Source organism: Qipengyuania gaetbuli, from assembly GCF_009827315.1.
Taxonomy (GTDB): domain Bacteria; phylum Pseudomonadota; class Alphaproteobacteria; order Sphingomonadales; family Sphingomonadaceae; genus Qipengyuania; species Qipengyuania gaetbuli.
In genome coordinates this window covers 103122-129354 of the sequence record NZ_WTYF01000003.1, presented here as the reverse complement: position 1 = coordinate 129354, position 26233 = coordinate 103122, and the positions used below count along the sequence as shown (strand labels likewise).

Below are 26233 nucleotides of genomic sequence, written 5' to 3'. Positions count from 1 at the left end.
AGAGGGGAGAAGACAATGCGGTTTGCATTCATCGTGGCGGGGGCTTCGGCGCTCGCCCTCTCCGCTTGTGGCGGCGCGGCCGAAGACACGTCGGAAGCCGCAGCTCCGGCAGAAGAGCTCTCGGTCATCCCCGAAACCCTCGCCCCTTTCGGTGACGGGTATCCCAATCCGGGCGATCCTTGTGTCCGGCTGGGCGAAAGCGAAGCGACCTCGAACTATCTCGACGACAGCGCGGTCCTCGTCGGCTGCCCCAGCGAAGCGGCGGCAGAAGCGGTGGGCGGACAGATCGTCGGCAATGTCGAAGGGGTGAGGCTGGTCAGCGTACCGATGGGCGATGCCAATGCCGGCATGGTGTCACCGGTGGGTGAAAACGGCCCCGCGGAAGCACCTGCTCCGGCCAAGGCTGCCGAGGTCAAGATCCGCGGCGCGAACAGCCTCGAAAGCAAGTGCGCTGCCAAGGTAGGCCGCGAAACGGGTGCGACCGTGATCGGGACCAACCGGATCGAGGAATCGGAAGCGGCCATCGCCATCTTCATCAACGTGCAGGGCGGCGAAGCGCCGTGGCAGTGCCTCGCCTATCGCGACGGGACGATCGGCGACATCATGTACACGGGCAGCGAAGGCGCCATGTAAACGGGTATACGGGGCGGCGGGCGGTTTGGTCACCCCGCCCCGGCCCGGCGGAGGAAACCATGCGTAGATTCATCGTAACCGGCGGGCTTGCCCTTGTGCTTGCGGCATGCGGAGGCGCAGCCGAAACGGAAGACACAGCGCCTGCGGAGACCGAAGCTGCTGCCGACGCCGGCAGCGAAGCTGCACAGCCGGCCTATGGCGAAGGCGATGCGCTCGTCGCCGGAACCGACTACAATGCCACCACCCAGCTCAAGTGCGGCTTCGACAATGCGGCGCCCGAGCAGACCTGCGAGGCGGGCATCAAGCGCAACTGGGGCGAGGAAGGCCAGCACCTGATCGAGGTGTCGAAGCCCGACGGCTTCAAGCGCGCGATCTTCCTGCGCGGCACGGAACCTTACGGCGCCGACAGCGCTCAGGCGGACGGTTCGGCCGGCTGGGACTTCGCAACCACGCGTGACGGGGACATGGTGACGGTCAAGTTCGGACCGGAAACCTATGTACTCGTCGATGCGATGGTGACGGGCGGTTGATCGCCCGGGGGGCAGGCAGAGGAGAGGTAATGATGACCACGAAGAACTTGCGCAACTTCGGGCTGGCAGGCCTTGCCGCCCTGACGCTTGCCGGATGCGAAAGCCTGCCCGGGAACGTCTACCACCCGCTCAATGGCACGACATGGCGCCTCGTCGATGTAGAGACTTCGGGCACGTCGACGCGGCTCAATCCGGAGCTGCAGGCACGCCACACGCTGACGTTCGAGCGCGGCGGAAGGCTGAACATGCAGCTCGATTGTAACCGCGGATCTGCTAGCTGGGAAGCTTCGCTGCCCCAGACCTATAACGGTTCGATCAGCATTTCGCAGGTCGCCTCGACCCGCGCTTTCTGTCCCGACCCGACCTTCGGTGAAGCGCTGGCTGCGGATCTGCCCAGTTCCAGCGCCTATACGCTGACGCCCGACGGGCGAGGCCTCGTGATCCGCACTGCGCGGATCGTTTACGCTTTCGAGCGAAATTGACGGCTATGAATAACAGAGGGCGGATGCGAACCAGACATGCCACCGTGCTGGCGGTATCCGCCCTCTTCCTTGCATCCTGCACCCAGTCCCGGGCGGAAAGCCCTTCGCCGCCGCCGGCGCCCGACTGGGATTTCGTCGCCTTCGAGGTGAAGAGCTGGGGCGGTCCGGTCACATCCTGGCGTATCCTGCCCAATGGTGGGGGCAGCTGGACCGAGGCCGTTCGCCCGGAAGGCCAGCCGCCGACAGCTCCTGCCTCGCAGGCCTGGCACGAGATCGAGCCCGATGCAGCCAATTATGCCACGCTCGAGGCGATCCTGCGCAAGCTCCCGAGCCCGGCACCCGATTTCAACGCCTGCAACAATTTCATGAGCGACATGGCCTATGGCACGCTGCGCCTGACGCGCGGAGCCACAACCACCGAGATCGCGTGGAACGAAGGCTGCCTCGACAACAATTACCAGGATTTCATGGGCATCTTGCGGGAAGCGGACGAGCATATGCGCGTGCTCGGCAAGGCTGCCCCTGTCAGTCGGGTGGAGCCGCCCGAAGGCGGCTGACCACCCTCAGCGTTTCCAGAGCCAGTACAGGATCGCGGCGTTGATCGCCGGGGCGAGGATCGCAAACCACGCGCCCGTCAGCCCGATCTTGTCGCCGAGGATATTCCACGGCAGCCCCAGCGGCATCAGGAAGACACCCGAAAGCGGATCCTGCTCCTGCCCGAACCAACCGAAGGTACCGACTGCCAGCAGGAACAGCGCCACCACGTAAAGCACCACGAAAACGATGAAGACCCACTTCATGAAACCGCCCTCCCCGAAGTGGAATGAAGCTATGTCATTCGCGCATCAATGAAAAGGCCCGCCGGATCGCTCCGGCGGGCCTTTGCCATTTACGGGTGGGCAATCGTTATTCGACGATGTCCATTTCCTCGATCAGACCCTGCGCGCCGTCGACCTTGTCCATCACCCACAGCATGTAGCGGGTGTCGACATGGATCGTGCGCGTGGTGCGCGGATCGAAGTCCCAATCGGAATTGACGCTCTCGAACGTGCCGTCGAACAGCAGGCCGACCAGCTCCGCGCGCGCGTTGAGCGTGGCCGAGCCGCTGTTGCCGCCGGTGCTGTCGAGATCGGACAGGAAGTTCACCGGCACCGAACCGATGCTGTCGAGCTTGTACTTGCCGTAATCCTTCTCGCGGATTTCCTTCAGCTGCTTTTCCGGCGCGTTGAAGGGATCGATACCCGTGTCCTTTTCGAGGATGCCTTCCAGCGTGGTGAACGGCAGGTAGGCCATGCCGTCACGCGGCGAACCGCCAAGCACGGTGCCGTAGGTCACTCGCAGCGTCGAGTTTGCATCGGGATAAGTCGTGATGCCTTGCGAACGCTGCCACTGCATGATCGCGTCCATGTATGCCGGACGCAGCGCCTGTGCGCGGCCTGCACGCTCCTCGCCCTCGGCTTCCTTGGCGCGCTCGTAGGGGTAGAGCGCCACGGCCAGCTTGACGAAGGGATCGTTGCTGGCCTCGAAGGTGGCCGCATCGGCTTCCATCAGCGACAGGCGGGTTGCCGTCTCGTCCAGCGTGGTGCCCGCGTAATAGGCGTCCAGCTTGTCCGACAGCTGCTGCGTGGTCATGCCCGGCGTCAGGCCGAGCGCCTTGTCGAAGACCGCGACGCGGTTTTCCTCGGGCTGCTTGATGTAGGTGCTCAGGAACATCAGCCATTCCGCCTTGTCGACCGAGGCCTCGTAGCGGCGGTCGAGCGCCTGCAGGCCCTGACGGAAGAAAGTCATGTCGCGGTCCTGGTAGCCCGGATCGCGGAGGGCGTTTTCCTTCTCGCGCTCCTTCGACAGGCGATAGAGGCGCTGGGCTGCCGACAGCAGCGCAGGACGCGTAGCGTTGTTGTACCAGAAGCTCTTGCGGGCTTCGGCAGCGCTTTCGACCGTGAGGGCCTGAAGGCCCGAGATCGCTTCGCCATAACCGGCGCGCGACTTGTCGGCGGCAATCCATGCAGCCAGCGCTTCCTCACGCTCGCGGCGGCGATCGACGAGGCCGACACGGCGCGCACCCTCGATCTGGCCGCGCAGGTTCTTCTCGCTGTTGTTGAGACCGGCGAGGCGCGATTCGTACTTCACGCGCGCGTCCGACCCTTCGGGGGCGGCTTCCTCGATCGTGTCGATCCAGTCGTTCAGCAGCGTGACGAAGGTCGGGTACGACCAGTCGAAGGTGTTCTCCACCTCGGCCAGCGTCGCATAGCGCTGCGTCGAGCCGGGATAGCCCGCAGCCATGACGAAATCGCCGTCCTCGAGCCCGGCTGCGCTCACCTTCAGGTGATGCTCGGGCGTGTAGGGCACGTTGGTTTCGGAATAGTCGGCCGCCGAACCGTCGGGCGCGACATAGGCGCGGTAGAAGGCGAAGTCGCCCGTGTGGCGCGGCCACATCCAGTTGTCGACGTCGCCGCCGTACTTGCCGATTGAATCCGCCGGGGCGTAGACGAGGCGCACGTCGCGCACTTCGAGCCGCTTGATCAGCGTGTATTCCGCGCCGCCGTAGAAGCTGGCGACCTGGCAGCGATAGCCGGCCTCGGCCTCGCATTCGGCGGTGATGTCCTTCATCCGCTGTTCGAGCGTCTCGTAACGCTCGGTCGCGGACATGGCATCGACGCCGTCGCGCATGCGGCCGGTCACATCGGTGATCTCGGTCGTCACGTAGATGCGCGAGCCCGGAGCGGCAGGCAGTTCCTCGTTAAACGCCCTCGCGAGGAAGCCGTTCTCGAGATAATTGTTCTCGGCGGTCGAATTATACTGCACCGATCCGCGCGCGCAGTGGTGGTTGGTGACGACGAGGCCTTGCGGCGAGACGAAGCTGGCCGAGCAGCCGCCCAGCGACACGATGGCGCCCATCGGGAAGCCGGTCAGGTCCGACAGGGCTTCGGGATCGATTTCCAGACCCGTTTCCTTCAGGTCCTTGGCGATTTCGGGCAGCTGGCCGGGCGTGAACATCCCTTCCTTGGCGGCAAGCGGTGCGGTTGCGGTGCAGGCAAGCAGCGCCGCAATCGTGGCGGTCTTACGCATGTAGTTACAGTCCCCTCAATTGTGCGCGCGAACGGCGCAAGAACGGCAAAAGGGCTATGCTTTCCAGAGGCTTGGAGCAAGCGCGGGCTCGCCGAATGACATATGCGCCCGACGAACGGGCGGCGGGGCATCAAATGATATGCTTGCGCACCGCCTGGTAGGCCGCAGCCGCAACGGTATTGGCCAGGTTGAGCGAGCGCACCTTGTCCGAACGCATCGGCAGGCTGACCATCCGGTCGCGGTGCGCCTCGACGATTTCGTCCGGGATGCCCTTCGTCTCGCGCCCGAAGACGAGATAGGCGTCGTCCGGGTATTCCGGCTCGTAGAAATTGCGCGGAGCGTATTCCTCGAACAGGAACATCTGGTCGCTGCGCGGAGCCCGTTCGGCGATGAATTCAGCCCAGCTGCCGAACTCGACCAGCCGGATGTGCGGCCAGTAGTCGAGGCCGGAGCGTTTTACCCGCTTGTCCGAAATCTCGAAGCCGAGCGGGTGGATCAGGATCAATTCCATGTCGAGCGCCACGCAGGTGCGCCCCACCGCCCCGGTGTTGCCGGGTATCTCGGGCTGGACGAGGACGATGGAGGTCATCGCCTTGCGCTCAACCGTCGAGCTTGTCCTTCAGGATCTGGTTCACCACCGCCGGATTGGCCTTGCCCTGCATCGCCTTCATCGTCTGGCCGACGAAGAAGCCGAACAGCTTGTCCTTGCCGCCGCGGTATTCGTCCACCTTGTCGCCATTGGCCGCGATGATCGCGTCGATCTCCGCTTCGATGGCGCCGGTGTCGCTGACCTGCTTGAGGCCCTTCTCGTCGGCAATCGTTTCCGGATCGCCGCCGGTCTTGAGGACGATCTCGTAGATCTCCTTGGCCTGGCCGCCGGAAATGTCGCCCTTGTCCTGCATGGCGAGGATCTTGGCCTGCGCTTCGGCGGTGGCGTTGGCCGGATCGGCTTCGTCACCCAGCGATTTCAGGACGCCGGGTGCGACCGATAGGGCCCAGTTAGCAACCTGCGTAGCAACCTTGGCCTCGGACTTGCCGATCTGCCTGGCGGTTTCGGCCAGCAGCGTTTCGAAGCGCGCGAAGGTTTCGACCTCTGCGGTCAGTTCGCGGGCATTGTAGGGCGTCAGGCCCAGATCGGTTTCGTAGCGGGTGCGCTTGGCATCCGGCAGCTCGGGCAGCGAAGCGCGGCATTCCTCGAGGAAGCTGTCTTCCAGTTCGAGCGGAAGCAGGTCCGGATCGGGGAAGTAGCGGTAATCATGCGCATCTTCCTTGGAGCGCATGGTCCGCGTGGTGCCGGTGTTCGGATCGAACAGGCGCGTTTCCTGGTCCACCGTGCCGCCGTTCTCGATCACGTCGACCTGGCGGTTCGCCTCGTATTCGATGACCTGCATCACGAAGCGAACGGAGTTCACGTTCTTGGTCTCGGTGCGCGTGCCGAATTCCTCGCCCGGGCGGCGGACCGACACGTTCACGTCGGCTCGCATGGAGCCTTCTTCCATGTTGCCGTCGCACGAGCCGACATAACGCAGAATCGAGCGTAGCTTGCGGACATAAGCGCCCGCTTCGGCGGGGCTGCGCATGTCGGGCTTGGACACGATTTCCATCAGCGCGATGCCGACACGGTTGAGGTCGACATAGGACATGGTCGGATGCTGGTCGTGCATCAGCTTGCCCGCGTCCTGTTCGACGTGGATGCGTTCGATACCGATGACCTTGTCTTCGGGAATGCCGGCCTTCTCGTCCGCCTCGATCAGCAGCGAGCCTTCTCCCACCAGCGGGTGGTAGAGCTGGCTGATCTGGTAGCCCTGCGGCAGGTCGGCGTAGAAGTAGTTCTTGCGGTCGAAGCGCGACCACTTGTTGATCTGCGCCTCGATCGCCATGCCCGTGCGCACCGCCTGGCGGATGCATTCACGGTTCGGCACGGGCAGCATGCCAGGCATCGCCGCATCGACGAGGCTGACCTGCGTATTCGGCTCGGCCCCGAAAGCGGTGCTGGCGCCCGAGAAAAGCTTGGCGTTCGAAGTGACCTGCGCATGGACTTCGAGGCCGATCACGACCTCCCATTCGCCGGTCGCGCCCTGGATACGGTAAGTGCTCATGGGCCGCGGCATTATCGCCTTGCGCGGCCGATGAACAGGGGTCACTTGCGCGTTTTTGCGGCCCTGTTTGCGTCACTTGCCCGGTTGACCTTCCAGGCGGTGGGCTACATAAAACGGCTCTTCCTGCGCGAACGGCCGTCTTTGGAGGCGAATTCTTGTCGCCGGGAATAATGACAAGATTCTTCTTTTCAGGTTCAAATGGTCGCACCCAAAAACGCTCATGCCGTTGGCGCACGCTACGCCTTCGTGGATTCGATCCGCGGAATAGCCGCGCTTATGGTCATCTATCTCCATATCGCCGAACAATTGCTGCAATCGCGCGAATACTATTCGGATCTGGAAATATCCCTGTTCACGCTTTTCACGGCCTATTTCGATGCCGGGAAAATCGGCGTGATCATGTTCTTCGCCGTATCGGGCTATGTCATTCCCTTCTCGCTTCTCAAGAAGCGCGAACGGCCGCTCCTGTCGTTTGCCATCGGGCGCTTCATGCGGCTCTACCCTGCGTACTGGCTTTCGATCCTCGCCATGGTCCTGATCGTGGCATGGCAAGGCAACCCCTTCGACAGCTTCACCATCGCTGCAAACGCTACGATGCTGCAGGGCTTCGTCGGCATCCAGAATATCCAAGGACTATATTGGACACTCCAGATCGAACTAGTCTTCTATGGCCTGTGCGTCGTTCTCTTCTTCTTCGGCCTGCTCGGATCGCAAAAGTGGGTAACCGCCACAGCCATCGGCACTCTGGCGGGCGCGTTCGCACTGGCGGTAGCTCGCTGGGCTACCGAAATGGGCTTCCCGGTAGCCCTGCCCCTTGCCCTGTTCGCCATGTTCATCGGCATGACCTGGCGCACGGCAACGCTGGACGAGGATGAGACGAGCATGCGCCACTTCCGCCTTCTCATCACGCTGTTCATGATCAGCATCCCGTTGATTTCTCTGCTGGCGTATAATGCGGATGCTGCCAATAACGAGACCTGGTATCGCTACACGCTGAGCTATTTCACGGCGATGGGATTGTTCATCCTCATGACGTCGCGGTGGAAGATTTCCAATCCATTCCTGAGCTTCCTCGGAACGATCAGCTATTCGGTCTACCTGTTCGGCTGGGTATGCACCCAGATCATCGAGACTGCTTTCCCTTCGGTCCTGACAGGCGCGATCCCCGGCCATGCGCTCATCGCGCTCGCCAGCGTCATGACCATCGTGGTCAGCACCGCGATCTACTATCTGGTCGAGAAACCCAGCATCGATCTGGGCCGCAAGCTCGTCAAGCTGGTCGAGAATGGCAAGGGCCGCGCTCAGATCAGTGAAGTGATCTGATCCTGTTTGCTCCGGCCGGCTATGTCAGCCGGCCGGGCGCAGGATGTTACCACCACTTTTCCGGCTGGGCCTCGAACGCCGCGCGCTGCTGGATTGCGAGACCTGCATCGAGCACGCCCTGTTCGTCGAAAGGCTTGCCGACCAGCTGCAGGCCGAGTGGTAGGCCGTCGGAATTCAGCATGGCGGGCACGCTCATGGCGGGGAGGCCGGCAAGCGAGGCGGGGACCGCGAAGACGTCGTTCAGGTACATCGTCAGCGGGTCTTCATTGAGCGAGCCCAGCGGGAAGCTGGCCGTGGGCGTGGTCGGTGCAAGGATCACGTCGCACTGGGTGAAGGCCTGCTCGAAATCGCGGGCGACCAGCGTGCGGATCTTCTGCGCCTGCGTGTAATAGGCATCGTAGAAACCGGCGCTGAGCACGTAGGTGCCGATGAGGATGCGGCGCTTCACCTCGTCGCCGAAACCGGCAGCGCGGGTGGCGGCGTACATATCCTGCAGGCCTGCGCCGTCGGGCTGTTCGCGCAGGCCGTATCGCACGCCGTCATAACGCGCGAGGTTCGACGAGGCCTCTGCCGGGGCGACGATGTAATAGGCGGGCAGCGCATATTTGGTGTGCGGCAGCGAGACATCGACGATCTCGGCGCCAGCATCGCGCAGCCATTCCTTGCCCTGCTCCCAGCTCTTGAGGATTTCTTCGTCGGTCCCGTCCATGCGGTATTCGCGCGGGATGCCGACCTTCTTGCCCTTGAGGTCCGCCGACAGCGCGGCTTCCCAATCGGGCACGGGCATGTCGAGGCTGGTCGCGTCCTTCGGGTCGAAACCGGCCATGGCTTCGAGCATGATCGCGCAATCCTCGACGCTGCGGGCCATCGGGCCGGCCTGGTCGAGCGAGCTCGCGAAGGCGACCACGCCCCAGCGGCTGCAGCGGCCATAGGTCGGCTTGATGCCGCAGATGCCGGTGAAAGCGGCGGGCTGGCGGATCGAGCCGCCGGTGTCGGTGCCGGTGGCAGCCGGCGCGATGCGCGCGGCGACTGCGGAGGACGAACCGCCCGACGAACCGCCAGGGCTCATCGCGGCATTGGTGCCATCTTTCTTCCACGGCGAATTGACGTTGCCGAAATAGCTCGTCTCGTTGGACGAACCCATAGCGAACTGGTCGAGGTTGAGCTTGCCCAGCATGCCCGCGCCTGCGTCCCACAGGTTCTGCGACACGGTGCTTTCATACTCGGGCTCGAAGCCTTCGAGGATGTGGCTGGCCGCGGTGGTCTGGACGCCCTTGGTGGCGAACAGGTCCTTCATGCCGATCGGCACGCCGCCCATCTTGCCGAGATCTTCGCCCTTGGCACGCTTTGCGTCGGTCGCATCGGCGGCGGCCAGCGCATGGTCGGGCGTAGTAACGATGAAGGCGTTGAGTTCGGCTGCCTCGGCCACGGCCGCGTTGAAGGCTTCGGCCACTTCGCGCGCGGTGAAGTCGCCGCCGGCCACGCCGTCGCGGATCTGCTTGACGCCAAGCTGCGTAAAATCGGTCATTATTCGATCACCTTGGGCACGCCGAAGAAACCGTGTTCGGCGGCAGGGGCATTGGCGAGCACGTCGTCGCGGCGACCGCCGGCGGTGTGCGGGTCGGCATCGACCACGTCGTCGCGCAGGCGCAACGTGTTGGGGATGACCGCAGTCATCGGCTCCACGCCTGCGGTATCGACCTCGCCCAGCTGCTCGACCCAGTCGAGAATGCCGTTGAGTTCGGGGACCATGCGATCGAGCTCCGCATCCGCCATGCGAATGCGTGCCAGCGAGGCGATTTTCGCCACTTCTTCTCGGGTAACGGACATGGCCGCGCGTTAGCCGCGAGAGCGGCGCGCTTCAAGCGGCCAATGCACCCTTATTCGACGGGCGCACCCTCGGGAGCGGCCTGGCCCTGCTGCGCCTGCATCTGCTGCTGCAGCTGCATCAGGCGCTGCTGCGCTTCGGGCAGCGGCATGATGTCGATGATTTCGACTTCGAACACGAGGTCGGCATTCGGCGGAATCGGCGATCCGGCAGGGGGATTCGCGCCGTACGCCTGGTCGGCCGGGATCTCGATGCGGTACTTGCCGCCCTTCTGCGTCTGCATCAGGCCGTCGACGAAGCCCTTGATGAAGCCAGCCTCTTCCTCGAGCGGGAACGGCGTGCCGTCCGGGAACACGCCCGGCGGGAACGGGCTGGGCTGCGAACGGTCGAATTCGGTGCCGTCGGACAGCGTGCCGACGTATTTCGCGAAGACCACGTCGCCGATCTGCGGCGAAGGACCGGTGCCTTCCGTGATCACTTCCACGTCGAGACCCTTCGGCATGGCCGCCCACGCAAGGCCGCCGCCGATCAGTATGGCCACGATGACGCCCAGCCACAGCTTGGTGAGCGAGCCCTTGGCGATGGGCTGGAGGGGAACGCGGGTGATCTCGGTCATGGAAAATTCGTCCTGATACGCAAAGGGCGCGGATTTCTCCGCGCCCTCATGGCTTGGCTTGGAAGCTAAGGCAACGGCTTACTTGATGCCGTCACGCTCCATGCGCTTGCGCTCGAGCTTGCGAGCGCGGCGAACGGCAGCAGCCTTTTCGCGGGCGCGCTTTTCGCTCGGCTTTTCGTAGTGGCGACGCAGCTTCATTTCGCGATACACGCCTTCACGCTGCAGCTTCTTCTTGAGCGCGCGGAGGGCCTGGTCGACATTGTTATCGCGAACCATGATCTGCATAAACTTCAATACCTCGACTATCGGGCCAGAGCCCGCATTTGCGGGGTTTGCCTCCTTGAATAGGGTTTCGCTCTTTCAACGAAAAGCGCGCCGAATCCCTTTCGGACCGGCTCGAACGGCGCGCACATACGGATTCTTCCTTCAAATGGCAAGCCTGCAGTGCCGCCTTTCGCAAACCCGCGCGAGGCGCTAGGGCTGCGCGCAATGTCGACCCTCTCCCCATCCATCGCCACGCTCTACGTCGCCCTAGGCGGCGGAGTCGGTGCCGCGCTGCGTTACCAGACCGGCCGCGCCATGACGCAGTGGCTCGGCGCGCCGATCGTGGGCGCTTTCCCCTTCGCCACCCTCGCCGTGAACGCAGTCGGCAGCCTCCTGATGGGCCTGCTGGCCGGCTGGCTGGTCAGGAGCGGCGGCGCGATGAGCGAACAGGCCCGCCTGCTGCTCGGCGTAGGCGTGCTTGGCGGTTTCACCACCTTCAGCGCCTTCAGCCTCGAGATGGTCCTTTTGATCGAGCGCGGCCAATACCTGTTCGCAACGCTCTATGCCGTCCTGTCCTTTGCGCTCGGCATTTCCGGCCTGATGGTAGGCCTTGCGCTAATGAGGATGACGGCATGAATACCGCCGACGAAGTTCGCCAGTTCACCGTCGCACCGGACGATGACGGCATCCGCGTGGACCGCTGGTTCAAGCGCCACCTGCCCCAGATCGGCTTCGGCACGGTCAGCAAGTGGGCGCGCACCGGCCAGATCCGCGTCGACGGCAAGCGTGTGAAGCCCGACGACCGGCTGGAACAGGGCCAGCAGATCCGCGTGCCCCCGGGCGGCGATGCGCCGCACAAGAAGGCAAAGGCGCGCCGCGAACTCAAGCCGGCCGAGATCGAGCAGGCCGCGGAAATGGTCATCCAGAAGACCAAGTCGGCGCTCGTCCTGAACAAGCCGCCGGGCCTTGCCACGCAGGGCGGCACCAACACTTTCAACCATGTCGACGGCCTGCTAGACGCCTATATGGAAGAAGGCGGCGACCAGCGGCCGCGCCTCGTCCACCGGCTCGACAAGGATACCTCCGGAGTCCTGCTGGTGGCGCGCACGCCCGGCAGCGCGGCATTCTTTTCCAAGCGGTTTTCCGGCCGCAGCGCCAAGAAGATCTACTGGGCGCTGGTCGTTGGCGTGCCCGACATCCGCGAAGGTGTGATCGAGGCCCCGCTCGCCAAACAGCCCGGATCGGGCGGCGAGAAGATGCATGTCGATCACGAAGGCGGTGCGCCGGCCAAGACCAAGTACCGCGTGGTCGAAAGCGCGGGGAAGAAGGCCGCCTGGCTCGAACTGCAGCCGATGACCGGCCGCACGCACCAGCTGCGCGTCCACTGTGCCGCGATGGGCCACCCGATCGTTGGCGACGGCAAGTACGGCGGCAAGGATGCCTTCCTGACCGGCTCGATCAGCCGCAAGATGCACCTCCACGCCCGCCGCCTGATCATCGACAGTCCCGATGGCGGGAAGCTGGACGTGACGGCCGAGTTGCCCGAGCACTTCGCAGCCAGCATGGAGCAGATCGGCTTCGACGAGAAGGCCAGCGACGCGACGCCGATGCGCGACGATCCGCCGCCCAAGTCGCGCGAGGAAAAGAAGCAGCAGGCCCGCCAGCACGCCAAGAGCTATCGCAAGGCACGCAAGGGCGAGCGACGCGGGCGCGGCGCAGCTACGGCCAGCAAGCCCAAGCCGCGGGCGAAGCCGGCAAAGCCGCCCAAGGGCAAGCGCTGATGCATCCAAACCCGCTGTTCCGGAGCGAGGACAGGGCCCTGTTCGAGGCACTGATCGACGGAATCGGGTTCGGCATGGTCTTCCACACCACTCCGGACGGGCCGCGCGTGGCGCATGTCCCGCTGCTGTCCACCGGCGACGGCGCGCTGCAGTTCCACCTGGCGCGCGGCAATGCGCTCACCCGCCACCTCGACGGGGCGACCGCGCTGGTCACCGTCAACGGCCCCGATGCCTACGTCAGCCCGCGCTGGTATGACGAGCGCGACACGGTCCCCACCTGGGATTACGTCGCGCTGGAAATGGAAGGCCGTGTCAGGCGCATGGACGACGAGGGCCTCGAAGCCCTGCTCCACGCCGTGATCGAGAAATTCGAAGGACGGCTCGAAGGCGAAGGCTGGTCGGCGGACGAATCGAGTGATGCGACATGGTCGCGCCTGTTCAAGGGCATCGTCGGCTTCGAAATGGAAGTCCTCGCCTGGCGCCCGACCTTGAAGCTGTCGCAAAAACGCACTCCGGCCGAGCGCGAACGGATCGCCACGGGCCTTGAAACGAGCGGCAGCCCTGCCCTCGCCAGGCTGATGCGGAGCCTTGCGGCATGACCCGCCTCGCCATCTTCGATTGCGACGGCACGCTGGTCGATGGCCAGGCCGCCGTGTGCGAGACGATGGAGCGTGCCTTCGGGGCGATCGGCGCGCCGCCGCCCGAACGCAACGCCATCCGGCGCACGGTCGGTCTCAGCCTGCCGCTTGCCGTGCGCCAGCTGATGATGGACGGCCGCGAGGTCGACCGGCTGCAGGTGGTCGAGGCTTACAAGCGCCTGTTCCGCGAAACGCGCCTGTCGGGCGCCCTTCACGAACCGTTATTCGATGGCATGACCGACCTGCTCGAACGGCTGCACGCAGATGGCTGGCTGCTCGGCGTCGCCACGGGAAAGAGCGACCGCGGCCTGCATTCCTGCCTTGATACCCACGGGATCAAGCACCGCTTCGCCACGCTTCACGGCGCAGACCGCTATCCGTCCAAACCCCATCCCGCCATGCTGGAGGCCGCGCTCTCTGAAACGGGTGTCGATGTGGCGGATGCGGTGATGATCGGCGACACGGTCTTCGACATCCACATGGCCTGCGATATCGGCGTGCGTGCGATCGGGGTCGGCTGGGGCTATCACGAGGCCGAGGAATTGCTGGCGGCAGGCGCCGTGGGGGTCGCGCAGACCATGGACGAACTGGAGAAACTGATCCGTGAGTGACGAAGACAAGGCCGCGCAGCGGTTCTGGCTGCTTCAAATCATCCGCCTTTCAGGCGCTGTGATGGTCCTGCTTGGCGTGATGGCCATCGCAGACGCACTGCCCTGGCCGCAGATGGTTGGCGTCGTGCTTTTGGTGGGCGGCGCCGTGGACTTCTTCTTCATTCCCGTCCTCCTTGCCAAGCACTGGAAGCAGCACGGATGAAACGCTTCTACAAGGACGTGACTGTCGCCCGGACCGACCTTGGCTGGACAGTCCAACTGGACGGCCGACCGATCAAGACGCAGGGCGGCAAGCCGCAGGTCCTGCCGACCGAGACCTTGGCGGAAATGCTGGCAGCCGAATGGCGTTCGCAGGGCGAGACGATCGATCCCTCGACCTTCCGGTTCCGCGACATGGCGGACTACGCACTCGACGTGGTGGCAAGCGATCCCCAACCGGTGGTCGAGAAGCTGCTCGGCTATGCGGAAACCGACACGCTTTGCTACCGCGCCGATCCAGAAGAGCCGCTCTACCGTCGCCAGCAGGAAGTCTGGGAGCCGCTGCTGATGGACTTCGAGGCACGCGAGGGCGTGACCCTGCACCGCGTCAGCGGCGTGCTGCACAGGCCGCAGGCCGAAGCGTCGCTGGCAAGGCTGCGCGAGCGACTGGCAAGCCTCGGCGCGTTCGAGCTAGCCGCTCTCGAGCAGCTTACCTCGCTGGCGGCCTCGCTCTGCATCGGGCTCGGCGCGCTGGAAAAGGATGCAGATACCGAGGGGCTGTGGGCCGTTGCCAATCTCGAGGAAGAATGGCAGGCCGATCTCTGGGGCCGCGAGGAAGAAGCGGAAGAACGCCGCGCCAAGCGGAAGCGCGATTTCCTGGCGGCAGTCGAGTTCGCGCGGGTGAGCGGCTGAGGTTGGCCGTACCGACGCGCGGCTACTCCCACAGATCTACCTTGCATCCGCTTGAGGGTCTCCCCGGCTCTGCAACTTAGACGGAAACTCGAGCCCAGCCGCCAGTATCAGCGCGCCGATCTGCTCGCTAGAATGTGTATTTAATGCCGATTAGGGGTGCATGGCCGATTTCATCCGGGCCATCATCTTCGAAATCCTGTTGGCGCAAGTACGACAGGCCGAGCGAGAGGTTCTCGTTGACCTCGTACTCCACGCCGACTGTCGTACGCAGGCCCGTGATGCCCGTATCGCTACCGACATTGTTGCCCCGCAGTACCCAGAAGAGTTCGGCATCGGCTCCTGCGGACCAGCGGCCGTCCCCGGTCAGGTCGAATCCCACGCCAAGCCGGGGCCGGAGTCGCAAGCCCATGCGATCGGCTCCGTCGACGAAGCGCTGTTCCAGCCGTAGCCGTGTCTTCAGGATACCGTGACTGGTGGAAAGCTGCTGCATCGTGCGAACTTCGTTCGATCCGCCGTCATTGATGCGATATTCGACCGCACCGGCCAAGGTGGCGTTGTCGGCAATGCCCTGCTTGACCCAGCCGCGAAAGAAGTAGGTGTCCACCCGGCCGTCGTCTTCCGAACGGAAGCGTTGCGCGGTTTCGAGTTCGAACGCCGTGTTGTCATCCAGTCCGACTTCGACCGAGGGGTTGAGCCACAGTTCCGCGGCGTCGTCGCTGGCGTAGGCGGTCGACGGGATTGTCGCCAATGCTACCGTTGCAAGCAGAATGTCTTGTTCTTTCACCTTGGATATCCTTCGATTATGCATGGGTCGGAATCAGGAGGTGCTGAGAGGCTTGCGATGCCGGCAGCGGCGCCTGCGCAGTGCCCGGGCCGTGGATCGCGGGAGCGGCAAGCAGTGCTGCGACATAGGCCGCATATCCCAGGATCAGGACGATACCGGCCGGCCGACCGAAACGCTTCCAGGTAACGCTCACGACCAGGACCGCGATCGCAGTCGCTGCCATTACGCCGAGATCGAAAGGAAAGAGCGTCGCCGGGATTGCAGCCGGGCTGACCATCATCGTCACGCCCCCGATCCCGAGAATATTGTAGATGCAGGAACCGACGACGTTTCCGAAAGCGATCTCGGCCTCGCCCCTGCGCGCAGCGACGACTGAGGTAACGAGTTCTGGCAGCGAAGTTCCGATCGCCACGATCGTGAGGCCGATCACCGCCTCGCTGAGGCCGGCGATCCGGGCCAGGTCGATCGCTCCGCTCACGAGAAAGCGCGCGCCCAGCATCAGCAGGGCCAGTCCGGCTAGCAGCAACAGTGCGGCCTTCCACCAGCTTTCCTGCTGTTGGTGCAGGCCGGTATCGGTGATTTCGAGTGCCTGCTGGCGGTCGAAAGCCGCCGTGTGGACGGCATCGGCTGCCCCCACACGCTCGTCACGATAGCAGCGCACGATATAGACGAAGAGGCCGGCTACCATTGCAAGGCCGATCCATGCCCCGTGCCAACCGGTCGCAGCCAGCCCCAGGAGCCCCAGCGATGCCGCGACGCACACGCCGGTATCGCGCAGCAGGTTCCCGCCGCGCAGGGCGATAGGGGTAATCAGGGCCGCAAAGCCCAATATCACCAGCACATTGACGATATTCGAGCCCACGATGTTGCCCCAGGCAATCGCAGGCGACCCTGCCATGGCCGCTTCCACGCTGGTCATCAGCTCGGGCGTCGAGGTGCCGAACCCGACAATCACCAGCCCGACAATGAGCGGCGTTACCCCTGCTTTTTCGGCGAGGCGGACAGCGCCGCGCACGAGCAGTTCGCCCCCGATCAGCAATCCGATCAGGCCGACGACAAGGAGGGTAATTGTTTCGAACATGATCGGAGATGGCCCCGGCTCGATGACTAGAAGGCGCTAAGGCCAAGTAACGAAAGGACACCGCGCGGAGATGCGCGGTGTCCTTGTCGGGAGGATGCAGGGTTCAGAAGCGGTATGCGAGGCCGGCACTGAGAACCCACGGATCGAGATCGTGTTCGCTCTGGAGCGCAACGGTCTGACCCGCACTGAAAGTGGCCGTCGTGCCGACGAAGTAGCGCTTGGCGTCGAGCGAGAGGCCGAGCCTGCGATCGTTCAGCGCGATGTCGACACCGCCCTGCAGCAGGAAGCCGAATTCGTCCGACAGGTCGACATCGGTCGCCCCGAGCGCAGCAGCGTCAGCGCCGACATCCTCGGAAAAGATCATGAAGTAGGTCGCGCCCGCCCCGAGGTAGGGCTTGATCCCGCCGCCGAGGTTGAAGTGATACTTCGCCGTCAGGCTTGCAGGCAGGATGATCGCATCGTCGATCAGTTCCGCGCCTTCCAGTGCGCCCGCCCCGGTGACATCGTGCGGCGTGACGCAGCAGATCGTCTCAAGCGAGAAGTTGGGCGACACGAAGTACTCGATCGCGACGGTCGGCACGACCGAATCCGAAGCTTCGGTCTGCGAGTCCGCGGGCAAGCCGATGAGGTCGGTCTCGACCGCGGTGATGGCACCATCGGGCAGAACGCCGGTGACGAAACCCTTGATCTGGATATCGCCGGCTTCCTGGGCGGCGGCAGGCGTTGCGAAAGGCAGCGCAACTGCGGCGCATGCGAGAAGGTAACGGGTCATCAACATGGGGGAGATCCTGTTGCAGCCTTCGCCCGATCCGCGAGCTACGCAGATGGGACCTCGGCTCTCTTGCTTGGAGGGGGTTGGCCCCGGTGCGCCCTTGGGGAGGGGAGTAAGCGCGCACCGGGGCAGGGTTGGCTCGCTTAGCCAGCCGAATACGGCAGCGAGGAGTGGTGGACCACGATGCGCAGCTTGCCGTCCGGACCGCGGACATAGCCCCAGGTCTTGTCGACCGTGGTGCGATTGCCCTTGGCGTCGATCACCGTCACGTGGCCCATCGAAGTGGCCGAGTTGCCGGTGATGAGGATGCCAGCATTGTCGATTTCGAACGAACGCCAGCCCTTGAGCGCGAAGCCGCTGTCCTGGGCGAACTTCGGATCGCCGCCGACGAAGTAGGACACGGCGCCGTCACGCGACGTGCGGAAAGTCTGCTCGCCTTCGCCGTTGGCAAGGGTCGGCTTGAACAGCACCGGGCCGAGGTTGTAGCCGTAGGCGCTGTCGATGATCTCGCCTGCCAGCTTCTTGGCGGCTGCGTGACCCTTGTTGTCGTATTCGGTTGCGATGGCGACCAGAGCATTGCCCCAAGCCTGCTGCGCGGCAATGACTTCGGCTTCCGTGATCGGCGCGTAGGTCGCGGTCGATACGGTCTTCTTGGCGCCATGGTCATGTGCTGCGACAGGTGCAGCGATGGCAGCGAGCGGAAGGGCAGCGGCGAGGCCGAGGGCCTTGATACGGGTAAGCTTCATGTTTCGTCTCCTGTTAGCCTGCGCGATCTTCTTGCGATGGCGCTGAACCGTTTGCGGGGAGCAACCCGACGGAGCTCATCTAGGCTGACGAGGCACGGTCCAAATCTGCCGGGCGGCTAACCGCGCGGCGTAGGCCGGATGGCCTATGCGCTTTGCGTCGATTCCTCTAAAGATCGACGAATGCGACAGCAGGTGCCCTCCTCTCCCCCACCGCTCGAAACGGTTGCGGAACTGCGTGAACTATATCGCGCAGCAGAGGCGCGTGCCGCGCGCATGCGTTTACTGTCGAGCGTCGCGAAGACTTTGTCCGAAGCCAGCCCTGAAGCCTTGAGCGAAGTCCTCGACCAATGCGCGGAGAAGCTGGCCTTCTTCCTTGGATATCGCAGCGCCCGCTTCACACCTGGCGGCGAGGGATCGGGGATCGCGATCCGCGCAGTTGGCAACGAGGAGCCGCTCGGCTTCATCGCGATCGAAGGCCTGGCTGGCGAACGGGACATCCGCGACGAGGAAGACCGGGAGACGTTTCGCCTCTATCTCGAGCTCATGGGCGCCGCTATCGACCGCAACCGGCGCGATGGAGAGCGCCAGCGGCTGGTCGAAACCTTGCTGGATCGCGAGAAGCGGCTCGAAATGCTGGTCGAACGCATGTTCTCGGCGCAGGAAAGCGAACGCCTACGCGTTTCGCAGGAACTGCACGACGGCGTCGCACAAACCGCGACAGCGCTCGCGAGGCTGATCGAAGGCTCGGGCTCCGAGGCTCCGGATTTGCCAGCGGCGGAGCGGGCGCGGCTGGCCGAAATCGCCCGCGGCCTGGTGCGGGAACTCAGGGCGGTGATCGGCGGCTTGCGCCCGACGCTGCTCGACGATCTCGGACTTGAAGCGGCCATACGCGCGCTCGCCGACGGTCTGGAAGACGAAGGTTACAAGGTTTCGGTAAGTCTTACGGGATCGGCCGATCGCCTCCCGAGGATCCTGGAAACCGCCCTGTTTCGTGTCGCGCAGGAAGCAATCGCGAACATCCGCAAGCACGCCGGAGGGCCCTGCGCCGTCGGGCTGGAGCTTGCCCTTCCGAAAGAGGGCCGCAGCGGGTTCTTGCGCATCGCCGACACCGGTCGCGGCCCACCCGGTGATTGCCTGCCCCAGGAAGATTCGGGCAAGCACATCGGCATTGGTGTCATGTCGGAGCGCATGACGGCCGTCGGCGGCAGCCTCGACTGGCGGGCAGGCGAACGCGGAGGCGTGATCGTTACGGCTTATCTCCCCGAGGTGCCGGCTCCATGACTGCAGCGACACGCATCCTGATCGTCGATGACCACCAGCTGGCCCGCGAAGGTCTCAAGGCAGTTCTCGCCGGTCCCGACATCGAGATCGTCGATATGGCGTCGACCGGCGAAGAGGCGGTGGAGCAGGTGCGCCGGCACCAGCCGGAAATTGTCCTGATGGACATCCGGCTGGGTGTGGGAATCGATGGTCTGGAGGCGACGCGGCAGATTGTGGCGCTGGGCCTTGGAACGCGCGTATTGATGCTGACCTTGCACGAAATGCCTGCCTATGTTCGCGAGGCGCTGGCCGCAGGGGCAGCCGGCTATATTCTCAAGGACGCCGCGATCGCGGAACTCAAGGCCGCTATCGCGCAGGTTCGGACGGGCCAGTCGGCCGTATCGCTGGACCTCGTGAACGCCGCGATGCGCGCGGCGCCACTTCCGGGCCGTGAAGCCGACCTTTCACGCATGCTGACCGGCCGGGAGCGTGATGTGGTGGCGCTGGTCGCGGAAGGGCTGACCAACAAGGAAATCGGTCGCCGGCTCGAAATCAGCCCGGCGACCGTGAAGGTCCATGTGGAGAGGATTATCGGCAAACTCGGCGTCGCCGACCGTACGCAGGCCGCAGTGCTGATCACGCAGATGCGGCGCGAAGACGGGTAGGCTGGGCAGGCGGTGCGACCACAGACAGCCCCCATGCGGTTCTGGGCCGATCGTCCTCTGGCAATCAAGGGCCTCGTATTTATCGCCATTCCCCTCGCTATCCTGTTTGGTGCGCTCGCGTCGCTCTATTTTGCGAGCACTGCGGAAGAAAGGGCCGAGGCCGACGTCCGCCGGGCATTCGCGATCCAGCGCGACACCTACCAGGTCCATGCGCTGCTTTCGCAGGCTGCAGCCGGGGTTCGTGGCTATGCACTGACAGGGCAGGACCGATTTCTCGAACCGTTCTCCGTGGCGGAGCGGGAACTGCCCCCGACCATGGAACGGCTGGACGAGGCGATCGAGGATCCCGGCGTGCGACAGGAATTCGTCGTCCTCGAACAGCTGGTCGATGCAAAACGCCAGGGGCTGGGCGATATTGTGCGCGTGTCTCGGGGCGGCTCGGATCTCGCCTCGTCTCGGGAAGCGCTGGAGCAAGAACTGAACGCGAACCGCGACGTACTCGAACGCCTCGGAAGTCAGGTCGACGTCATCCAGCGCAAGGAGGCCGTCCTGCTCGACCAGCGCAGGGAACGGGTGGACGACGTCCGCTCACGATTTCTGGCATTGACCGGGATCAGTGCGCTGCTCGGATTGCTCGGCAGCGTCGCGGCGGTGTATCTCTTCTCCACCGGGATCGTTCGGCGCGTGCGGGTCCTCGAAGGCAATGCCGAGCGCTTGGCGCAGGGTGCGGAGCTGGACGATCTGCCGGAAGAGGCCGACGAGATCGGACGCCTTGCGCAGCGGCTCGGGCGTGCCAGCGCTCTGCTGCGCGCGCGTGAGAAGGACCTGAGCGAGAGTGAGGAACGCTTCCGCCTCGTTGTCGACCGCGTCAGCGACTACGGCATCTTCGCGCTCGATACCGAGGGTAATGTAGCCACCTGGAACCTGGGGGCGGAGCGTATCAAGGGGTGGCAGGCAAGCGAAATTCTGGGTCGCCATTTCAGCTCGTTCTATCCGCCTGAAACCCGCGAATTCCTGCCGCAGCGCATGATCGAGCGCGCGATACGGGACGGGTCTGCCGAGGACGAAGGCTGGCGTGTCCGCCGCGATGGGACCCGCTTCTGGGCCAATGTGGTCATCACTGCCCTGCGCGATGGCGAGGGCACCTTGCGCGGCTTCGCCAAGGTCACGCGGGACATGTCCGAACGCCGCCGCACGGAGGAGGAACTGCGCAGCGCGCGCGAGGAGGCCATTGCGGCCAGCCGCGCCAAGACCGCATTCCTGTCGCGAACGAGCCACGAATTGCGGACCCCGATGAACGCCATTCTCGGCTTCGGGCAATTGCTCGAAATCGACGAGGAGCATCTCGAAACGCAACATCGCTCGGCCGTAACGCAGATCATGAAGGCGGGGCGCCACCTGCTATCGCTGATCAACGACCTGCTCGACATCTCGAGCATCGAAGCCGGTGCCAACGAGTTGGCAATTGAGCCGATCGGCTTGCGCGAACTGCTGACCGAAGCGCACGCGATCGGACTGCCGCTGGTCGAGCAGGCCGGGCTTGCCTTCACTCTGGACCTCCCGGAGCACGAAGTGACCGTGCTTGCCGACAAACGCCGCGCCATGCAGGTCGCTCTCAATCTGATCGGCAATTCGGCAAAGTACAATCGCACCGGAAAGACCGTACGCCTGTCCGGCCGCGTCGAGGGTTCGACTGCGATGATCGAAGTGGAGGATGACGGCCCCGGTATCGAACCTGCCAACATCCCGCGGCTCTTCACGGCATTCGACCGATTGGGCGAGCAGGGCCGGTCCGCGGCCGAGGGCACGGGCCTGGGCCTGGCGCTTTCGAAAAGCCTGGTTGAATCCATGAAGGGCGAGATCGGGTATCAGCCACTGACAGTATCCGGACCGCAGTCTGGCGCGCGCTTCTGGTTTTTCCTGCCTCTTGAGGCTCCATTGCCGGAACACGAACCCGACGACGCTTCTAAAAATCCCCAAGGATCATGACCATGCAACTCGTGGCGCCCGCCGAAATCACGTCCTGCCGCATTCTCGCGATCGATGATGAAGAGGCCAACGTCCTCTTGCTGCGAAGCGTGCTCGAACGGGAAGGGTATACGGATATCCATTGCCTGACCGACCCGAAGAAGGCGATGCGGGCCTATATCGAGCTACAGCCGGATATTGTCCTGCTGGATTTGATGATGCCCGAAATCGATGGCTTCGAACTCCTCGAGGCATTCTCGCGCCATGACCGCGCGGAAGAGTTCCGGCCGATCCTTGTCCTGACGGCCGACACCACCTTGCAGGCGCGGCGGCGCGCCCTGTCGCTGGGCGCGAAGGATTTCGTCGCCAAGCCTTTCGACGTGATCGAGGTCGGCCTTCGCATTGCCAACCTGCTCGAGACACGGATCTTGTATCGACATCTCAGGGCGGGCTGAGATGTCCGTTCCAAACGCGCTTTGACGCTCGCATGGGAATGTCCGCTTTCGGATTGTTGGCGGACGACCGCAGCGTCTGCTGCAATACTAGCCGACCCACTCCGCGACCTGTGCTGCGACATCGTTCGCGGCGCGGTTAAGCGCGGGGCCGACGCCCTGCACATCGGGCGTCACACCGGGCACGACTGCTTGGAAACGGCGGGTCTCGACCGCCTGACCCTCGCCGGGACGCACGGCGTCGAAGACCACCACCACACTCGACGTCGTGGCGTCATAGCCGAACTGGCGCAGCGTGCCGGTCAGGCGGTTGGTTGCAAGCGCACCCGGATCGTCACCGTCGATCACCACGCGGCCCGACTGGGTGCGGATGGTTTCGGCGACAAGGCGGCGGAACAGGCGGGCAGGCTTTTCGACCCAGACGGCATCCTTGAGATAGGCCAGCTCGGTCGCGGTCACCTGCACCGGCACACGGGTCACGTCGAGCGCGGCGGGCGCATCGAAATCCACGAGCGCGATGGCCGTGCCCGATGCGCTGGAGCCGCCGGTTCCGGCAGGCGCACTGGCGCTCGGCGTCAGAGTGAGCAGGCTTTCGGGCGGTTCGCCGCCGAAGCTGATGCAGCCGCCCAGCAGGAGCGCGGGGGCGAGGATCGCGAGGGTCTTGGTCGGGTTCATCGCGGTATCGCCTCTTAGGGTTCGTATTCGGGCAGCGGCTGGCTGGAAAGCAGCGAGCCTGCGCCCTTCTCGTCGATTTTCTCGGTCACGCTGCGCAAAGCCTTGCTGGTCGCACGCAGGTCGCGCAGCGTCGCCTCGGCAGCGGGCAGCGTGCTTTCGGTGAGCTGCTTGGTCGCAGGACGCGCTTCCTCGAGCGTCTGTTCGAGCGCCCTTGCAGCCCCGCCGGCAGATGCCAGTGTCTTGCGCAGTTCGGCAGCCAGCTGTTCGCCCTCGGTATTGATCAGGCGGTCGGTCGAGGCCGTTACCTTCTCGAATTCGTCGAGCGCCTCGCTCGCCTCGCGCAAGGTCACCTGCAGTTCGGCCATCGTGCGCTCGATCTGCGGAGCCGTGGCGGCAAGGCTGCGGGTCATGTCGTTCGTATTGGCGAGAATGCCGGCGATCTCGCCCTGGTTCTCGTCATCGAGCAGCTGGGTCAGGCGCTCGGTCAGCGTCGCCAACCGCTCCAGCAGCAGCGGCGCGTTCGACAGCAGCGCGTTTAGCCCGCCATCCTGCGGCGGGATGATCGGCACGCCTTCGGTGCAGGCAGTCGTCTCGCAGGAAATCGGCGGAGCGCCGCTACGCGCGCCGTCGAGCAGGATGGTCGAAACGCCGGTGAAGCTGCCCTGTATGGTGGCAGTGGTCCCGACGAGGATCGGCACTTCTTCCTTCACGGAAATGCGCACGCGCACGAATTCGGGGTCCTTGTCCCACAGCACGATCTGGCTGACCTGGCCCACGGGAACACCGGCAAAGCTGACCTGGCTGCCGTTGGCGAGACCCGCCACCGACTGTTTGAAGAAGATGTCGTATTCCTTCTGGGCACCTTCGCCCCAGCGCGCCAGCCAGACGATGAACAGCGCGAGCGCCGCCAGCACAGCCAGCGTAACGGCCCCCACCCAAACATAATTTGCCCGCGTTTCCATTCGTTAGGCCTTATCCTTGCCCGGAGGCGTTTTGTCCAACGCTTTGACCGCGTGAGCGGCGACCGGCATGTCCATGTGGCGGCGCAATTCGTCGAGCGCCTGCGCGGTCAGCGCCGCCCGTCCGCGCGGGCCGTTGAAATATTCCTGGATCCAGGGATGATCGAGTTCCATGAGGTTCGGAACGGTATCGACCGCGATGACCTTCTTATCCGCGAGCACCGCCACCCGGTCGCAGATTTCGTGCAGCGTATCGAGGTCATGGGTGATGAGGAAGACGGTCAGGCCCAGCGTTTCCTTCAGCTCCCGCGTGAGATTGTCGAACGCGGCAGCGCCGATCGGGTCGAGGCCCGCCGTCGGCTCGTCGAGGAACAGCAGTTCCGGGTCCAGCGCCAAGGCCCTTGCAAGGCCCGCACGCTTTTTCATGCCGCCCGACAGCTCGCTCGGATACTTGCTGACAGCGTCTTCGGGCAGCCCCGAAAGCATGACCTTGTAGCGGGCGATCTCGTGCCGCAGATCGTCCGAGATATCGGGATAGAACTGCTTGAGCGGGACCTCGACGTTTTCGCCCACGGTGAGCGTGGAGAATAGCGCGCCACCCTGGAACAGCACGCCCCAGCGGTCGCGCACCCCGATCTGTTCGTCGGGTTCCGCATCGACGATCGACCTGCCGAACACGTGGATTTCGCCGGCAGTCGGCGGCTGCAGTCCGATGATCGAGCGCATCAGTACCGACTTGCCGGTGCCCGATCCCCCGACCACGCCGATGATCTCGCCGCGCCGGACCTTCAAGTCGAGATCCTGGTGGACGACATGTTCGCCGAAACGGTTTTCGAGGCCTTCTACCACGATGGGGTATTCGCCCTTGTAGCGGGCATGGCGCTGGGCCTGGTGTGTCTCGTGCTCGCTCATCAGCCCCACCCCAGTTCGGTGAAGAAGACCGCGAAGAAGGCATCGAGCACGATGACCGCGAAGATGGCGGAGACGACCGAAAGGGTCGTGCGCTTGCCGACCTCTTCGGAATTACCCTTCACCTGCATCCCGTTGTAGCAGCCTGCCAGTGCGACGATCAGGCCGAAGACGGGCGCCTTGATGAGGCCGACCCACAGGTCGTAGGTCGGCACGACCTCCTGGATGCGCGACAGGAATGTCCAGAACGGTATGCCCAGCATGGTGTCCCCGATCACGGCACCGCCGATGATTGCCATGCACGAGGCATAGAAGCCGAGCAGCGGCATCATCACGACCGCGGCAAGGATGCGGGGAATGACCAGCGCTTCCATCGGCGAAATGCCGATCGTGCGCATCGCGTCGATTTCCTCCGTCAGTTTCATGGTGCCGATTTCGGCAGCGAAGGCGCTGCCCGACCGGCCCGCGACCATGATCGCGGTCATCAGCACGCCCAGTTCTCGCAGGGTGATACGGCCGACGAGGTTTACGGTCAGCGTCTCGGCCCCGAACTGGGCCAGCTGCACGGCGCCCTGCTGGGCAATCACGACGCCGATGAGAAAGCTCATCAGCCCAATGATGGGGAGCGCCGAAATGCCGACGTATTCGACCTGGCGGACCAGCGCGACCGTCCGGAAGCGCGAGGGATTGCGCAGCAGCGAACCGCAGGAAATCAGCAGCGCGCCGAGGAAGCTGACGACCCCCACGATCCCCGTGCGAGCGTTGAAGACCTTTTCGCCCATCGCTTCGGGCACGCGGCTCCAGAACGGAAGGCGGGGGGCGGACAGTTTCTCTTCCCCGCCGAGGCCGGAAATCGCGTCGAGCAATCGCTGCGCCCGCTCGCTCGCGCCGTGGATTTCCGCTTCGTGGGAGGTCGAGATCGTGCAGGCCAGCCAGGCGCCCGTGGTGTCGATTTCGGTGACGCCGGAAATGTCGACCCGGGCCAGCGATCCGTCGAGGCCGCGCAGGTCGTCGTCGACCGCGCCGATCGTCGACACGAGATAGGGACCGGTCAGCACCAGCGTGCTGCCGCCTTCCCCTTCGACGACCTCATATTCGGCAAGCCCTGTCATTCCCCTTCGCGTATGGGCGGAATTGGCGCGTCAAACAAGCATGTTAGCGTTGCAAGAAGGCGCAGGACCGTCTCCGGCGTTGCAT

General features: G+C 64.3%; 31 protein-coding genes. 15 read left to right on the top strand and 16 right to left on the bottom strand.

Annotated features, from left to right (window positions below; all coding sequences use genetic code 11):
- The first annotated feature begins 15 nt into the window (after positions 1-15).
- From GRI42_RS00885 to GRI42_RS00870, 4 genes are read left to right on the top strand one after another with little or no spacing between them, the layout of a single operon-like run.
- The gene (locus GRI42_RS00885) at positions 16-633 is read left to right on the top strand and encodes a hypothetical protein (protein ID WP_160606187.1); all 618 of its coding nucleotides are present in this window, start codon (positions 16-18) and stop codon (positions 631-633) included.
- Positions 634-692: 59 nt separating this feature from the next.
- Positions 693-1163 (top strand): hypothetical protein, encoded by a 471-nt coding sequence (locus tag GRI42_RS00880; RefSeq protein WP_199800381.1) that lies wholly within the window; start codon positions 693-695, stop codon positions 1161-1163.
- Between the two features lie 29 nt (positions 1164-1192).
- Entirely contained in the window at positions 1193-1645 is a 453-nt protein-coding gene (locus GRI42_RS00875) for an META domain-containing protein (protein WP_234033752.1), read from the top strand.
- Positions 1646-1668: 23 nt separating this feature from the next.
- The gene (locus GRI42_RS00870; RefSeq protein ID WP_160606185.1) at positions 1669-2202 is read left to right on the top strand and encodes a hypothetical protein; all 534 of its coding nucleotides are present in this window, start codon (positions 1669-1671) and stop codon (positions 2200-2202) included.
- Positions 2203-2208: 6 nt separating this feature from the next.
- On the opposite strand, the gene GRI42_RS00865 is transcribed toward GRI42_RS00870, so the two are convergent.
- The 4 genes from GRI42_RS00865 to gatB all read right to left on the bottom strand — a co-directional run bounded on the left by GRI42_RS00865 (position 2209) and on the right by gatB (position 6813).
- Entirely contained in the window at positions 2209-2445 is a 237-nt protein-coding gene (locus tag GRI42_RS00865) for a hypothetical protein (RefSeq protein WP_160606184.1), read from the bottom strand.
- A 106-nt stretch (positions 2446-2551) separates the two neighbouring features.
- Positions 2552-4714, bottom strand: coding sequence for a S46 family peptidase (locus tag GRI42_RS00860; RefSeq protein ID WP_160606183.1), 2163 nt, complete (start codon positions 4712-4714; stop codon positions 2552-2554).
- 130 nt (positions 4715-4844) lie between these two features.
- Positions 4845-5303 carry a tRNA (cytidine(34)-2'-O)-methyltransferase gene (locus tag GRI42_RS00855; RefSeq protein ID WP_160606182.1) on the bottom strand — a complete coding sequence of 153 codons (459 nt, stop codon included), beginning with the start codon at positions 5301-5303 and terminating at the stop codon, positions 4845-4847.
- A 10-nt stretch (positions 5304-5313) separates the two neighbouring features.
- Positions 5314-6813 (bottom strand): Asp-tRNA(Asn)/Glu-tRNA(Gln) amidotransferase subunit GatB, encoded by a 1500-nt coding sequence (gene gatB, locus GRI42_RS00850; protein ID WP_160606181.1) that lies wholly within the window; start codon positions 6811-6813, stop codon positions 5314-5316.
- Between the two features lie 198 nt (positions 6814-7011).
- On the opposite strand from gatB, the gene GRI42_RS00845 reads away from it, so the two are divergent.
- Entirely contained in the window at positions 7012-8136 is a 1125-nt protein-coding gene (locus tag GRI42_RS00845; RefSeq protein WP_160606180.1) for an acyltransferase family protein, read from the top strand.
- A 46-nt stretch (positions 8137-8182) separates the two neighbouring features.
- On the opposite strand, the gene gatA is transcribed toward GRI42_RS00845, so the two are convergent.
- The 4 genes from gatA to rpsU all read right to left on the bottom strand — a co-directional run bounded on the left by gatA (position 8183) and on the right by rpsU (position 10865).
- The gene (gene gatA, locus GRI42_RS00840; RefSeq protein ID WP_160606179.1) at positions 8183-9664 is read right to left on the bottom strand and encodes an Asp-tRNA(Asn)/Glu-tRNA(Gln) amidotransferase subunit GatA; all 1482 of its coding nucleotides are present in this window, start codon (positions 9662-9664) and stop codon (positions 8183-8185) included.
- Complete coding sequence (gene gatC / locus GRI42_RS00835; protein ID WP_160606178.1) at positions 9664-9966, bottom strand: Asp-tRNA(Asn)/Glu-tRNA(Gln) amidotransferase subunit GatC; 303 nt, start codon at positions 9964-9966, stop codon at positions 9664-9666. The genes gatA and gatC overlap by 1 nt, the downstream gene beginning before the upstream one ends.
- A 50-nt stretch (positions 9967-10016) precedes the next feature.
- Positions 10017-10580, bottom strand: a complete 564-nt coding sequence (locus GRI42_RS00830; protein WP_160606177.1) for an FKBP-type peptidyl-prolyl cis-trans isomerase — start codon at positions 10578-10580, stop codon at positions 10017-10019.
- A 78-nt stretch (positions 10581-10658) separates the two neighbouring features.
- A complete protein-coding gene (gene rpsU, locus GRI42_RS00825) occupies positions 10659-10865 on the bottom strand; it encodes a 30S ribosomal protein S21 (protein WP_006834591.1) in 207 nt (68 codons plus the stop codon).
- Positions 10866-11069: 204 nt separating this feature from the next.
- Between rpsU and crcB the strand changes: the two genes are divergently transcribed.
- The 6 genes from crcB to GRI42_RS00795 are packed head-to-tail and all read left to right on the top strand — an operon-like array spanning position 11070 to position 14765.
- A complete protein-coding gene (crcB, locus tag GRI42_RS00820) occupies positions 11070-11480 on the top strand; it encodes a fluoride efflux transporter CrcB (protein WP_160606176.1) in 411 nt (136 codons plus the stop codon).
- Positions 11477-12625 (top strand): RluA family pseudouridine synthase, encoded by a 1149-nt coding sequence (locus GRI42_RS00815; protein WP_160606175.1) that lies wholly within the window; start codon positions 11477-11479, stop codon positions 12623-12625. Before crcB ends, GRI42_RS00815 begins: the two co-directional genes overlap by 4 nt.
- Complete coding sequence (locus tag GRI42_RS00810; RefSeq protein WP_160606174.1) at positions 12625-13224, top strand: FMN-binding negative transcriptional regulator; 600 nt, start codon at positions 12625-12627, stop codon at positions 13222-13224. The genes GRI42_RS00815 and GRI42_RS00810 overlap by 1 nt, the downstream gene beginning before the upstream one ends.
- Positions 13221-13874, top strand: coding sequence for an HAD-IA family hydrolase (locus tag GRI42_RS00805; protein WP_160606173.1), 654 nt, complete (start codon positions 13221-13223; stop codon positions 13872-13874). Before GRI42_RS00810 ends, GRI42_RS00805 begins: the two co-directional genes overlap by 4 nt.
- The gene (locus GRI42_RS00800) at positions 13867-14076 is read left to right on the top strand and encodes a hypothetical protein (protein WP_160606172.1); all 210 of its coding nucleotides are present in this window, start codon (positions 13867-13869) and stop codon (positions 14074-14076) included. Before GRI42_RS00805 ends, GRI42_RS00800 begins: the two co-directional genes overlap by 8 nt.
- Positions 14073-14765 (top strand): ATP12 family chaperone protein, encoded by a 693-nt coding sequence (locus GRI42_RS00795; protein WP_160606171.1) that lies wholly within the window; start codon positions 14073-14075, stop codon positions 14763-14765. Before GRI42_RS00800 ends, GRI42_RS00795 begins: the two co-directional genes overlap by 4 nt.
- A 127-nt stretch (positions 14766-14892) precedes the next feature.
- Here GRI42_RS00795 and GRI42_RS00790 read toward each other — a convergent pair whose 3' ends face one another.
- The 4 genes from GRI42_RS00790 to GRI42_RS00775 all read right to left on the bottom strand — a co-directional run bounded on the left by GRI42_RS00790 (position 14893) and on the right by GRI42_RS00775 (position 18148).
- Positions 14893-15513 (bottom strand): DUF2490 domain-containing protein, encoded by a 621-nt coding sequence (locus tag GRI42_RS00790; protein WP_234033751.1) that lies wholly within the window; start codon positions 15511-15513, stop codon positions 14893-14895.
- A gap of 52 nt (positions 15514-15565) precedes the next feature.
- Entirely contained in the window at positions 15566-16630 is a 1065-nt protein-coding gene (locus GRI42_RS00785) for a calcium/sodium antiporter (RefSeq protein ID WP_160606169.1), read from the bottom strand.
- Between the two features lie 103 nt (positions 16631-16733).
- Positions 16734-17402, bottom strand: coding sequence for an OmpW/AlkL family protein (locus GRI42_RS00780; RefSeq protein ID WP_234033750.1), 669 nt, complete (start codon positions 17400-17402; stop codon positions 16734-16736).
- 143 nt (positions 17403-17545) lie between these two features.
- Positions 17546-18148: a phosphoribosyl-AMP cyclohydrolase gene (locus GRI42_RS00775; protein WP_160606167.1), complete on the bottom strand. Its 603-nt coding sequence runs from the start codon at positions 18146-18148 to the stop codon at positions 17546-17548.
- A gap of 180 nt (positions 18149-18328) precedes the next feature.
- On the opposite strand from GRI42_RS00775, the gene GRI42_RS00770 reads away from it, so the two are divergent.
- Genes GRI42_RS00770 through GRI42_RS00755 form a run of 4 tightly spaced genes read left to right on the top strand, consistent with a single transcriptional unit; the run spans position 18329 to position 22496 of the window.
- Positions 18329-19429, top strand: a complete 1101-nt coding sequence (locus GRI42_RS00770; RefSeq protein WP_160606488.1) for a sensor histidine kinase — start codon at positions 18329-18331, stop codon at positions 19427-19429.
- Entirely contained in the window at positions 19426-20073 is a 648-nt protein-coding gene (locus tag GRI42_RS00765; RefSeq protein WP_160606166.1) for a response regulator, read from the top strand. The genes GRI42_RS00770 and GRI42_RS00765 overlap by 4 nt, the downstream gene beginning before the upstream one ends.
- A gap of 33 nt (positions 20074-20106) precedes the next feature.
- A complete protein-coding gene (locus tag GRI42_RS00760; protein ID WP_160606165.1) occupies positions 20107-22062 on the top strand; it encodes a sensor histidine kinase in 1956 nt (651 codons plus the stop codon).
- 2 nt (positions 22063-22064) lie between these two features.
- A complete protein-coding gene (locus tag GRI42_RS00755; protein ID WP_234033766.1) occupies positions 22065-22496 on the top strand; it encodes a response regulator in 432 nt (143 codons plus the stop codon).
- An 87-nt stretch (positions 22497-22583) separates the two neighbouring features.
- Here GRI42_RS00755 and GRI42_RS00750 read toward each other — a convergent pair whose 3' ends face one another.
- Genes GRI42_RS00750 through GRI42_RS00735 form a run of 4 tightly spaced genes read right to left on the bottom strand, consistent with a single transcriptional unit; the run spans position 22584 to position 26148 of the window.
- Positions 22584-23168, bottom strand: a complete 585-nt coding sequence (locus tag GRI42_RS00750; RefSeq protein WP_160606163.1) for an ABC-type transport auxiliary lipoprotein family protein — start codon at positions 23166-23168, stop codon at positions 22584-22586.
- A 14-nt stretch (positions 23169-23182) separates the two neighbouring features.
- The gene (locus tag GRI42_RS00745; RefSeq protein ID WP_160606162.1) at positions 23183-24130 is read right to left on the bottom strand and encodes an MlaD family protein; all 948 of its coding nucleotides are present in this window, start codon (positions 24128-24130) and stop codon (positions 23183-23185) included.
- A 3-nt stretch (positions 24131-24133) separates the two neighbouring features.
- Entirely contained in the window at positions 24134-25039 is a 906-nt protein-coding gene (locus GRI42_RS00740; protein ID WP_160606161.1) for an ABC transporter ATP-binding protein, read from the bottom strand.
- Entirely contained in the window at positions 25039-26148 is a 1110-nt protein-coding gene (locus tag GRI42_RS00735) for an ABC transporter permease (protein WP_160606160.1), read from the bottom strand. Before GRI42_RS00735 ends, GRI42_RS00740 begins: the two co-directional genes overlap by 1 nt.
- Between the last annotated feature and the right edge of the window lie 85 nt (positions 26149-26233).

Excerpts from the sequence above, each read along its gene's own strand:
- GRI42_RS00775 (WP_160606167.1), bottom strand. The coding sequence starts at position 18,148 with ATGAAGCTTACCCGTATCAAGGCCCTCGGCCTCGCCGCTGCCCTTCCG.
- GRI42_RS00810 (WP_160606174.1), top strand. The coding sequence starts at position 12,625 with ATGCATCCAAACCCGCTGTTCCGGAGCGAGGACAGGGCCCTGTTCGAG.
- GRI42_RS00745 (WP_160606162.1), bottom strand. The coding sequence starts at position 24,130 with ATGGAAACGCGGGCAAATTATGTTTGGGTGGGGGCCGTTACGCTGGCT.
- GRI42_RS00860 (WP_160606183.1), bottom strand. The coding sequence starts at position 4,714 with ATGCGTAAGACCGCCACGATTGCGGCGCTGCTTGCCTGCACCGCAACC.
- GRI42_RS00760 (WP_160606165.1), top strand. The coding sequence starts at position 20,107 with ATGCGGTTCTGGGCCGATCGTCCTCTGGCAATCAAGGGCCTCGTATTT.
- gatB (WP_160606181.1), bottom strand. The coding sequence starts at position 6,813 with ATGAGCACTTACCGTATCCAGGGCGCGACCGGCGAATGGGAGGTCGTG.
- GRI42_RS00805 (WP_160606173.1), top strand. The coding sequence starts at position 13,221 with ATGACCCGCCTCGCCATCTTCGATTGCGACGGCACGCTGGTCGATGGC.
- gatC (WP_160606178.1), bottom strand. The coding sequence starts at position 9,966 with ATGTCCGTTACCCGAGAAGAAGTGGCGAAAATCGCCTCGCTGGCACGC.
- GRI42_RS00735 (WP_160606160.1), bottom strand. The coding sequence starts at position 26,148 with ATGACAGGGCTTGCCGAATATGAGGTCGTCGAAGGGGAAGGCGGCAGC.
- gatA (WP_160606179.1), bottom strand. The coding sequence starts at position 9,664 with ATGACCGATTTTACGCAGCTTGGCGTCAAGCAGATCCGCGACGGCGTG.
- rpsU (WP_006834591.1), bottom strand. The coding sequence starts at position 10,865 with ATGCAGATCATGGTTCGCGATAACAATGTCGACCAGGCCCTCCGCGCG.
- GRI42_RS00780 (WP_234033750.1), bottom strand. The coding sequence starts at position 17,402 with ATGACCCGTTACCTTCTCGCATGCGCCGCAGTTGCGCTGCCTTTCGCA.
- GRI42_RS00830 (WP_160606177.1), bottom strand. The coding sequence starts at position 10,580 with ATGACCGAGATCACCCGCGTTCCCCTCCAGCCCATCGCCAAGGGCTCG.
- GRI42_RS00755 (WP_234033766.1), top strand. The coding sequence starts at position 22,065 with ATGCAACTCGTGGCGCCCGCCGAAATCACGTCCTGCCGCATTCTCGCG.
- GRI42_RS00880 (WP_199800381.1), top strand. The coding sequence starts at position 693 with ATGCGTAGATTCATCGTAACCGGCGGGCTTGCCCTTGTGCTTGCGGCA.
- GRI42_RS00845 (WP_160606180.1), top strand. The coding sequence starts at position 7,012 with ATGGTCGCACCCAAAAACGCTCATGCCGTTGGCGCACGCTACGCCTTC.
- GRI42_RS00740 (WP_160606161.1), bottom strand. The coding sequence starts at position 25,039 with ATGAGCGAGCACGAGACACACCAGGCCCAGCGCCATGCCCGCTACAAG.
- GRI42_RS00770 (WP_160606488.1), top strand. The coding sequence starts at position 18,329 with ATGCGACAGCAGGTGCCCTCCTCTCCCCCACCGCTCGAAACGGTTGCG.
- GRI42_RS00750 (WP_160606163.1), bottom strand. The coding sequence starts at position 23,168 with ATGAACCCGACCAAGACCCTCGCGATCCTCGCCCCCGCGCTCCTGCTG.
- GRI42_RS00795 (WP_160606171.1), top strand. The coding sequence starts at position 14,073 with ATGAAACGCTTCTACAAGGACGTGACTGTCGCCCGGACCGACCTTGGC.
- GRI42_RS00865 (WP_160606184.1), bottom strand. The coding sequence starts at position 2,445 with ATGAAGTGGGTCTTCATCGTTTTCGTGGTGCTTTACGTGGTGGCGCTG.
- GRI42_RS00855 (WP_160606182.1), bottom strand. The coding sequence starts at position 5,303 with ATGACCTCCATCGTCCTCGTCCAGCCCGAGATACCCGGCAACACCGGG.
- crcB (WP_160606176.1), top strand. The coding sequence starts at position 11,070 with ATGTCGACCCTCTCCCCATCCATCGCCACGCTCTACGTCGCCCTAGGC.
- GRI42_RS00815 (WP_160606175.1), top strand. The coding sequence starts at position 11,477 with ATGAATACCGCCGACGAAGTTCGCCAGTTCACCGTCGCACCGGACGAT.
- GRI42_RS00765 (WP_160606166.1), top strand. The coding sequence starts at position 19,426 with ATGACTGCAGCGACACGCATCCTGATCGTCGATGACCACCAGCTGGCC.
- GRI42_RS00785 (WP_160606169.1), bottom strand. The coding sequence starts at position 16,630 with ATGTTCGAAACAATTACCCTCCTTGTCGTCGGCCTGATCGGATTGCTG.
- GRI42_RS00875 (WP_234033752.1), top strand. The coding sequence starts at position 1,193 with ATGATGACCACGAAGAACTTGCGCAACTTCGGGCTGGCAGGCCTTGCC.
- GRI42_RS00870 (WP_160606185.1), top strand. The coding sequence starts at position 1,669 with ATGCGAACCAGACATGCCACCGTGCTGGCGGTATCCGCCCTCTTCCTT.
- GRI42_RS00885 (WP_160606187.1), top strand. The coding sequence starts at position 16 with ATGCGGTTTGCATTCATCGTGGCGGGGGCTTCGGCGCTCGCCCTCTCC.